Origin of the sequence: Mesorhizobium sp. M6A.T.Ce.TU.002.03.1.1 (assembly GCF_003997275.1) — a bacterium.
Taxonomy (GTDB): Bacteria; Pseudomonadota; Alphaproteobacteria; order Rhizobiales; family Rhizobiaceae; genus Mesorhizobium; species Mesorhizobium mediterraneum.
The window spans coordinates 1-8,340 of sequence record NZ_RZTI01000191.1 but is presented as its reverse complement, the minus strand read 5'-3'; the positions used below and the strand labels follow the sequence as shown (position 1 = coordinate 8,340).

The window sequence follows — 8,340 nt, the reverse complement described above, 5'->3', positions numbered from 1 at the left end:
CAGGTCGGCAATCTTCCGGGTGGTCAGATCCCGGTGGCGGCCAATGCGCTGATGGCCAAGGAAATCGACCTGAAGGGCACGTTCCGCTTCGGCGCAGAATTCAACCAGGCGGTCGATCTCATCGTCGGCGGCGACATAGACGTCCTGAAGCTGGTGACCGCGGAACGCCCCCTTTCCTCGGCACGCGACGCGTTTCGCCTGGCCGCCGACCGCTCGCAGAGCGTCAAGGTTGTCCTGACCGCCGACTGAGGTTTTTCCCGGCGCCTGCCGCCAGCTGTTGTCAACCGTTCCAGACTTAGCCAGTCGCCCCGCCTACCTCCGCCTGCTTGCGGGCTCGCGCAAACTGCAGAGCCGCAACGCCGGCGGTCGCAGCAAGCGCCAGGCCGATTGGAATGAGGCTCGACGGCTGGTCGGCCTTTCTGAGCACCGCCACCACGTCATATCCGACATCCAGCCCGATGCGCTTGGCGTAGGATCCGAAATCGACATTGCTGATCATCAGCGCGTCGCCCGCTTGCGTGATGGTAAGACCGATGCCGCGCAGCCGCTCCAGCGGCTCGCCCGGCTCGCCGAGCGGCACGTTGACGGTCTTGCGTACATCTTCGCCCATGAGGTCGACACCCTCGACGACGAAATTGATGCGGCCGTCGGCCGGCGCCTGCCCGACTGCCGACAGGAACTCGCTCGCCGGCAATTCCTCGTAAGGCGGCGACACCTGGTTGAGCCACCAGTCCGGCCGAAACAGCGTGAAGCAGATGAGAAGCAGGGCGGCACTTTCCCACAGACGGCTTTTCGTCACGAACCAGTTCATGGTCGCGGCCGAAAAAAGCAGGATGGCGATCAATGAGACCGTCGCCACCCAGATCGTTTGAGGCCAGGTGTCGACTCCGATCAGCAGGATCGCCGGGTTGAAGATGAAGACGAAGGGCAGGATCGCGGTACGCAGCGAATAGAGCGCGCCCTGGAAACCGGTGGCGATCGGATCTTCCTTGGAAATCGCCGCCGCCGCGAAGGCCGCCAGCCCGACGGGCGGAGTGATATCCGCCATGATACCGAAGTAAAAGACGAACAGGTGGACAGCGATCAACGGGATTGGCAATCCGGCCTGCGCACCGAGATCGACCACGACCGGCGCCATCAGCGTGGCGACCAGGATGTAGTTTGCGGTGGTCGGGATACCCATGCCGAGCACAAGGCTGATCGCTGCGATGAGGATCAGCATCAGGATGACGTTGCCGCCGGAGATTAACTCGACGAGCTCCGTCATCATCAGGCCGAGACCGGTCAGCGTGATCGTGCCGACGACGATGCCGGCGGTGGCCGTGGCGATACCGATGCCGATCATGTTGCGGGCGCCGAGCGCCAGCCCGTCGATCAGGTCGTCCCAGGCAGCACGCACCGAGGCGACGAGGTTTTCTTTACGAAATACCGCCATCAGCGGCTTGCGGGTGGCGACAATACCGAGGATCGAGACCGTTGCCCAGAATGCCGAGAGGCCAGGCGACATCTGCTCGACCATCAGGCACCACAGAAGCACGGCGATCGGGATCAGGAAATCGAGCCCGGTCCGCGTGACGTCCCAGGCGCGCGGCAGTTCCAGGATCGGCGCGTTCGGGTCGTCGAGCGCGAGATCCGGATAGCGGGAGGAATACCAGACGGAGGCGACGTAGAGAGCCACGCCAGCGACTGCGAGCACCGGCGGCGCGGTCCCGCCCAAGACAGCCTGGATAGCAACAATGCCGTAATAGACGATACAGACGGCGAGAATGCTGCCCGACAGTCCCAGCCCCATCCGCAGCATTCGTTCTCTTGCCGGCGTCGGACGCTGCGGGATCGTCTTCAGGTCCATCTTTATCGCTTCGAGGTGAACCATGTAGAGCAGTGCTATGTAGGAAAAAACCGCCGGCAACAGCGCGTGCTTGACGATCTCCGAATAGGGAATGCCAACGTACTCGACCATCAGGAAGGCGGCCGCACCCATGACCGGCGGCATAATCTGGCCGTTGATCGAGGCCGCGGCCTCGATGGCGCCCGCCTTGACACCGGAAAGGCCGGTGCGCTTCATCAGCGGGATGGTGAAGATGCCGCCCGACACCACATTGGAGACGGACGAGCCGGACACTACGCCGTTGAGGGCCGATGAGACCACGGCGACCTTTGCCGGACCACCGCGCAAATGGCCGAGCAGCGCGATGGAGATCTGCATCATCCAGTTGCCGGCGCCTGCCTTCTCCAAAAGCGTGCCGAACAGGACGAAGAGAAAGACGAAGCTCGTCGACACGCCAAGCGCGATTCCGAAGACGCCTTCGGTGGTCAGCCATTGATGGTTTAGAAACTTGTTGAGCGAAGCGCCGCGATGCTGGATCACGTCCGGCATGTACTGGCCGGCAAAGGTGTAGAAGATGAAGACACACGCCACGACCACCATCGGAAGGCCGAGCGCGCGGCGCGTCGCCTCGAGGAGCAACAGGATGCCAACGGTGCCGGTGACGAGATCGAGCGTGGTCGGCTGGCCCGGCCGTCCGGAAAGCTGGACGTAAAAGAGAAAGAGGTAGGCGCCGGCGAATCCGCCCACCACGGCCAGCACCCAGTCGAGCACTGGCACGCGATCGCGGGGCGAGGATCTCAGCGCCGGATAGGCGAGGAAGGTCAAGAACAGCGCGAAGCCGAGATGGATGGCGCGCGCTTCCGTGTCATTGAGGATGCCGAAGCCGAACACGAACGGCAAAGGCGAAGCATACCAGAGCTGGAAAAGCGACCACGCAACTGCAACCCAGAGCAGGATTCGAGCGACTATTCCGCCCGGATGCCGGCCACCCGTATCGGCCTCCGCGACAAGTTGTTCGAGCTCTTCGAGATCGACGCTGGCCGGTTGTTCCTTCACTTCGCTCATGACGCCTCCTGTTGCGGATGGCCCCGGCGGGTCCACGGGACCCGCCGGACTGTCGTCAGATCACGAAGCCTACTTCAGCCAGCCCTTTTCCTTGAAGTATTTTTCAGCGCCCGGATGCAGCGGCGCGGAATTCCCCTCCGACACCATCTTGGCCGGATCGAGATTGGCGAAGGCCGGATGCAGCGACTTGAACTCGTCGAAATTCTCGAACACCGCCCTGGTCAATTGATAGACGCTCTCATCGGGAACCTTGGCCGAAGTGACCAGCGTGGCGAGCACACCGAAAGTCCCGGTGTCGTCGGGATTGTTTGCGTAAAGGCCGCCCGGAATGATCGCCTTGGCATAGTAAGGATTCTCGGCAACGAGCTTGTCCACCACTTCTCCAGTTAACGGCACGAGCTTGGCACCGCAGGTGGTCGTCGGATCCTGGATGTTAGCCGAAGGATGGCCGACGCCGTAGAAGAATCCGTCGATCTTGCCGTCGCAGAGCGCCGGGCCGTGCTCGTCGGCCTTCAACTCCGATGCGAGCGAAAAGTCGGCCAACGTCCAGCCCATCGCACCGAGCAGACGTTCCATGGAAGAGCGCGTTCCGGAACCGGGATTGCCGACGTTGAAGCGCTTGCCCTTGAAGTCCTCGAATTTCGTCACGCCGGCATTCGGATGCGCCAGGACCGTGAACGGCTCCGGATGGATCGAGAAAACCGCGCGCAGATCGGTATGAGCGCCACCGTCCTTGAATGATTCCTGGCCTTTGAAAGCGTTGTACTGGACGTCGGACTGCGCCATGCCGAAGTCGAGTTCGCCTTCCTTGATCGTGTTCACGTTGAATGCCGATCCGCCGGTCGATTCGACCGAGCAGCGGATGCCGTGTGTCTTGCGATCCTTGTTGAGCAGGCGGCAGATAGCACCGCCGGCGGCATAGTAGACGCCGGTGACGCCACCGGTCCCGATGGTAACGAAATTCTGCTGCGCCATTGCGCTGGCCGAAAACAGCAGCGCGGCCGACAAGGCGGCGATCTGCGCTCCGAGGCGTGCAGTCCGGGCATGTTTCATCTGGTTCTCCCTTGGTACTTTGCGTGCCGTCGCGGCCGTCCGGTGTTTTAGTGTCAGGGCACGTCAATGCATGCTACGATTGTTGCGCTTTATCAATCAAGGGAAATGCTTGTTACAATGGATAAGCGGGAGATGGGTTTCGACGCGCTTCTGGCACGCATACTATCCGAACTCCCCGAACTGAGCTCAGAACTGCGCAAGGCGGCGCGATTCCTGGTCGATCATCCCGATGAGGTGGCGCTGGTTTCCATGCGGGTGCTGGCCTCGCGATCAGAGGTGACACCGACGACCTTCGTGCGGCTGGCGCGGCGGCTAGGCTTTGGCGACTGGGCGGCGCTGCGCAAGCCGTTCGAGGACCGGTTGCGCTTCGGCAAGGCGCCTTTCGCGGCGAGGGCCGATGCGCTTGTCAAGCGCGGGTCGGAGGCGATCTTCGCGGAATCGCTGAGGACGACGGTGGCCAATCTGGCGGCGGCCGAATCGTTCAACGGCAGCGAAGAAATCGCAAGGGCTTGCGTGATACTGGAGAATGCGCAGCACATACGCGTCGCCGGGTTCCGAAGCTGCCGTGCGCCTGCCCACGCGCTCGTCTATCTCTGCCGGATGTTTCGGCGCGAGATCACGCTGCTCGGCGGCGACGGCGGTGCGATCGAGGCGGAACTCGCAGCGCTCGGAAAGAGGGACGCGGTCGTCGCGATCGGCTTTTTGCCTTATTCGCGTGAACTCGGGCCGGTGGTGGAGGCTGCACAACGACACAGCGTCCCGATTGTCGCGATCGCCGACAGCATGGCTGCTCCGATCGCGCGGCATGCCGACGTTACCTTGCGTTTCTCTACCGACAGCCCCTCCTTCTTCCCGTCGGTGACCGCAGCTATGGCTATCGTGGAAGCGCTGGCTGCAACGATGCTGGCGCGCAGCGGGACGGCCGCCGCGGCTCGTGTCAGAGAGACGGAACTGGAGTTACAGGCGTTCGGGGCCTATCTGCCGGAATGAGGAGCGCTGGCGCTAGGCCAACGCAGCGTCTATCGCGTCGCCGAGCCGTTCGACAACCGCGTCGATTGCTGCGGCGTCTATGATGAAGGGCGGCGCAAGCAGCACATGATCGCCGCGCAGGCCGTCGATCGTGCCTCCCGCGGGATAGACGAGCAGGCCGCGCGCCATCGCCTCGCGCTTGACGCGAGCATTTAATTTGCGGTTCGGATCGAACGGCTCCTTCGACGAACGGTCTTCGACCAGCTCAAGCCCCATGAAGAGGCCACGGCCGCGGATGTCGCCAACGTGGGCGTGGTTGGAAAAGCGCTCGCCGAGGCGCCGGGCGAGATCGGCGCCCATCGCCTTGACGTTGTCGAGCAACCTGTCCCGCTCGATGACTTCCTGGACGGCAAGTGCTGCCGCGCACGCCATCGGGTGGCACATATAGGTGTGGCCGTGCTGGAAGAAGCCGGAGCCTTCGGCGAAAGCCTCGAAGATGCGGCGCGAAAGCAGCACCGCGCCAATGGGCTGGTAGCCTCCGCCGAGGCCTTTGGCGATTGTCATCAGGTCGGGCGCGACGCTGTCCTGCTCACAGGCGTGCAGCGTGCCGGTGCGGCCCATGCCGCACATCACCTCGTCGAGGATGAGGAGCACTCCGGCGCGGTCACAGATTTCGCGGATGCGTCTGAAATAGCCGGGAACGGCGGGCACCGCCCCTGCTGTCGCGCCAACGACAGGTTCTGCCACGAAGGCCATGACAGTGTCCGGACCGAGTTCGAGAATTTTGTCCTCTAGCGCCTGGGCAGCACGTAGGCCGTAGGCCTCCTCGCTCTCACCGGCTTTCTGGTAGCGGTAGGCATAGCATGGGTCGATATGATGCGTGTCGATCAGCAACGGGCGGAATTGGGCGCGGCGCCACTCATTGCCCCCGGCAGCGAGGGCGCCAAGCGTGTTGCCGTGATAGCTCTGACGGCGGGCGATGACGTTTCGCCGCTCGGGCCTGCCAGTCTCGACGAAAAACTGCCGTGCCATCTTGAGCGACGCCTCCACCGCCTCGGAGCCGCCAGACACGAAATAAACGTGGCTTATGCCTTGCGGCGCGCCGGCGACGAGTTTGTCGGCCAATGCCTCGGCCGGCTCATTGGTGAAGAAGCTGGTATGGGCATAAGCGAGCTTGTCGGCCTGTGCGTGAAGCGCAGCCGTCACGTCGGGATGGCCGTGGCCGAGGCAGGAAACCGCCGCGCCGCCCGACGCGTCGATATAGGCGCGGCCATCGCGGTCCAAGAGTTCGATACCCTTGCCGCCAGCCGCGACGGGCAGGGTCGCATGGATCTGGCGATGCAGGATGTGTGTCATGCTTTCCTCGATTGACGGTGGCGCGATTTGGAGCGAACTATCATGCAACATATGTTACAGAGCGTGCAATGGTGAAACAATTGGACTGCGTCTATGACTGTCGATAGGGACATGACCGGCCCCGGACTCGTAGCGCCCACTGCGATCGCCGTTGCGCCGAATGGTGGACGGCGTGGCAAGGGAGACCACCCTGCCCTGCCGATCGGCCCCCGGGAATTGGCTCGGACCGCCGCCGCCTGCCTCGAGGCGGGCGCCGCCATGATCCATGCCCATGTCCGCGATCGCGACGGCGGCCATTTGCTCGACGCGCACGCCTATCGCGAGACGACGAAAGCGATACGTGATGCGGTGGGCGAGCGGTTGATCATCCAGATCACCAGCGAAGCGGTCGGCCAATACCAACCGGCCGAGCAGATGGCGGTGGTGCGCGCTACCCGCCCCGAGGCGGTTTCGCTGGCGCTGCGCGAGCTGGTGCCAGACGCCGCCCATGAGACCGCTTTCGCCGAGTTCCTGTGGTGGTTGAAGGGCGAGCGGATCGCCCCTCAGATGATCCTCTACGCGCCGGAAGAGGCGTCGGCCCTAGACGCCATGCAACAACGGGGGCTGGTGCCTTTCGACGACATTCCGGTGCTCTATGTGCTCGGCCGCTACACGCCAGGACAGGTTTCGCGGCCGACTGACCTGCTTCCCTTCCTTGCGCATGATCGTCCGCGCTTTGCGCACTGGATGGTCTGCGCCTTCGGTCGGGAAGAAACCGCCTGCGTTGCGGCCGGTGCGCTGCTGGGCGGCCATGTCCGCGTCGGCTTCGAGAACAATTTTACTCTCGCCGACGGCACAACCGCCAGGGACAATGCCGCGCTCGTAACCGCAACCAAATGCGCTCTGACCGCTTGCGGCGTCCGGGCCGCCCAAGCCGACGACCTGCGCGCCGCCTGGTCGATCCAACGCTAGCTTTGCTCAGGTTTACGGTCGTGCGCGCTCCGCAGACAGATTTTGAGGCGGTTTGAAGAACCGCGTTCTCGGAGCGGCCCGGCTGCGGCCTCGACGGTTCGTCACACTTGTCAAAAATCTCTCTGCTACGCTGCAACCGAACTGTCTGGCCGACGTTAAGGTTGTGGTGGCTGGGGAGACCTTCATGCAGACGTACCTCGTCGAACAAATGGAGGGCGATGACGTGATTTCGGTGCGTATCGTCAACGCGCCGAGCCCTTTTAAAGCCGCCGCCATGTCGACAAATCGACATGTTACCCTGCGAACGTGGGAAAAGGATTGGATCCGAGTAACCGACGAGAATCGGGGCCATATCTTTGCATACTGCTTTGTCTCCGACGGAGACTCCGACACCAGCGGGCATGGCCCGAGAAAAACACTGAATAAATCAAGAAAAGCCCAAAAAGCTGACCAGAGAGCCGGGTAAGCGCAAACCACTGGTCTTTGCACCTCGCTGTAGCGCGCAGATTTACCGATATCGCCAGAACCGTGAACACCACGGAGCCAATACCGGTTGCGCTGGTCGGTACGCCAGGCGCGGTCCTTCCCTCGGCGCGACGCCTTCGCAGCAAGGAATGACAGCCAAAGGGCGCAAACGCGGCCATTTGGCGAAGATCGCGGCTTCATCAGAATGATCGATGAAAAGATTTCGGCCGGGGGCGATAAGTGACCTTAATCTTAGCGTGGGCAGCTCATGTCTCCGGCATATTTGGGATCAGAAAAGGCGCGTCTGGATCTACGGGCGGATTGTCAGCCAGCGGACACCCGTAAATGGTCAAACGTCCCGGAATACGCACTTGATCAGGGCGGTCCTGTACTGCACCCTTATCAACGGATGGGCGCCGATTTTGCGAATGTTGCCGTCTTCGACCACCTGAGAAGCATCACCAGCCAATATCCCGACAAGCTCGCGATCAGCGACGGCACCACCCGTTTGACGTATTCCCAGCTTTTCCAGGCCGTCGAGATGCTGTCCCACCGAATTGCGGCCGTCGTTCCCAACGGGCAGGCGATCGGGATCCTTCAGGCCAACTCGGCCTGGTATCCTGTGGCCATGCTGGCGAGCATGGCGATTGGGC

7 protein-coding genes and 1 pseudogene are annotated in these 8,340 nt (G+C 62.6%); 5 read left to right on the top strand and 3 right to left on the bottom strand.

Annotation, left to right across the window (positions count from 1 at the left end):
* Nucleotides 1-249: pseudogene (locus EOC93_RS31300) on the top strand (L-idonate 5-dehydrogenase); the annotation flags it as partial.
* A gap of 46 nt (nucleotides 250-295) precedes the next feature.
* On the opposite strand, the gene EOC93_RS31295 reads toward EOC93_RS31300, so the two are convergent.
* Nucleotides 296-2,797 carry a TRAP transporter permease gene (locus EOC93_RS31295; RefSeq protein WP_164759354.1) on the bottom strand — a complete coding sequence of 834 codons (2,502 nt, stop codon included), beginning with the start codon at nucleotides 2,795-2,797 and terminating at the stop codon, nucleotides 296-298.
* Between the two features lie 165 nt (nucleotides 2,798-2,962).
* Nucleotides 2,963-3,946, bottom strand: coding sequence for a TAXI family TRAP transporter solute-binding subunit (locus EOC93_RS31290; RefSeq protein WP_095485192.1), 984 nt, complete (start codon nucleotides 3,944-3,946; stop codon nucleotides 2,963-2,965).
* Between the two features lie 117 nt (nucleotides 3,947-4,063).
* Between EOC93_RS31290 and EOC93_RS31285 the strand changes: the two genes are divergently transcribed.
* Nucleotides 4,064-4,936 carry a MurR/RpiR family transcriptional regulator gene (locus EOC93_RS31285; RefSeq protein WP_158302553.1) on the top strand — a complete coding sequence of 291 codons (873 nt, stop codon included), beginning with the start codon at nucleotides 4,064-4,066 and terminating at the stop codon, nucleotides 4,934-4,936.
* A gap of 12 nt (nucleotides 4,937-4,948) precedes the next feature.
* Here EOC93_RS31285 and EOC93_RS31280 read toward each other — a convergent pair whose 3' ends face one another.
* Complete coding sequence (locus EOC93_RS31280; RefSeq protein ID WP_095485551.1) at nucleotides 4,949-6,271, bottom strand: aspartate aminotransferase family protein; 1,323 nt, start codon at nucleotides 6,269-6,271, stop codon at nucleotides 4,949-4,951.
* A gap of 93 nt (nucleotides 6,272-6,364) precedes the next feature.
* On the opposite strand from EOC93_RS31280, the gene EOC93_RS31275 reads away from it, so the two are divergent.
* From EOC93_RS31275 to EOC93_RS31265, 3 genes are all read left to right on the top strand, one after another.
* Nucleotides 6,365-7,222, top strand: coding sequence for a 3-keto-5-aminohexanoate cleavage protein (locus EOC93_RS31275; RefSeq protein WP_245329850.1), 858 nt, complete (start codon nucleotides 6,365-6,367; stop codon nucleotides 7,220-7,222).
* Nucleotides 7,223-7,406: 184 nt separating this feature from the next.
* Complete coding sequence (locus EOC93_RS31270; protein ID WP_164759353.1) at nucleotides 7,407-7,688, top strand: hypothetical protein; 282 nt, start codon at nucleotides 7,407-7,409, stop codon at nucleotides 7,686-7,688.
* A 267-nt stretch (nucleotides 7,689-7,955) separates the two neighbouring features.
* Nucleotides 7,956-8,340 (top strand): AMP-binding protein (locus EOC93_RS31265; protein WP_164759352.1); only part of this gene is annotated, 385 nt, incomplete at its 3' end.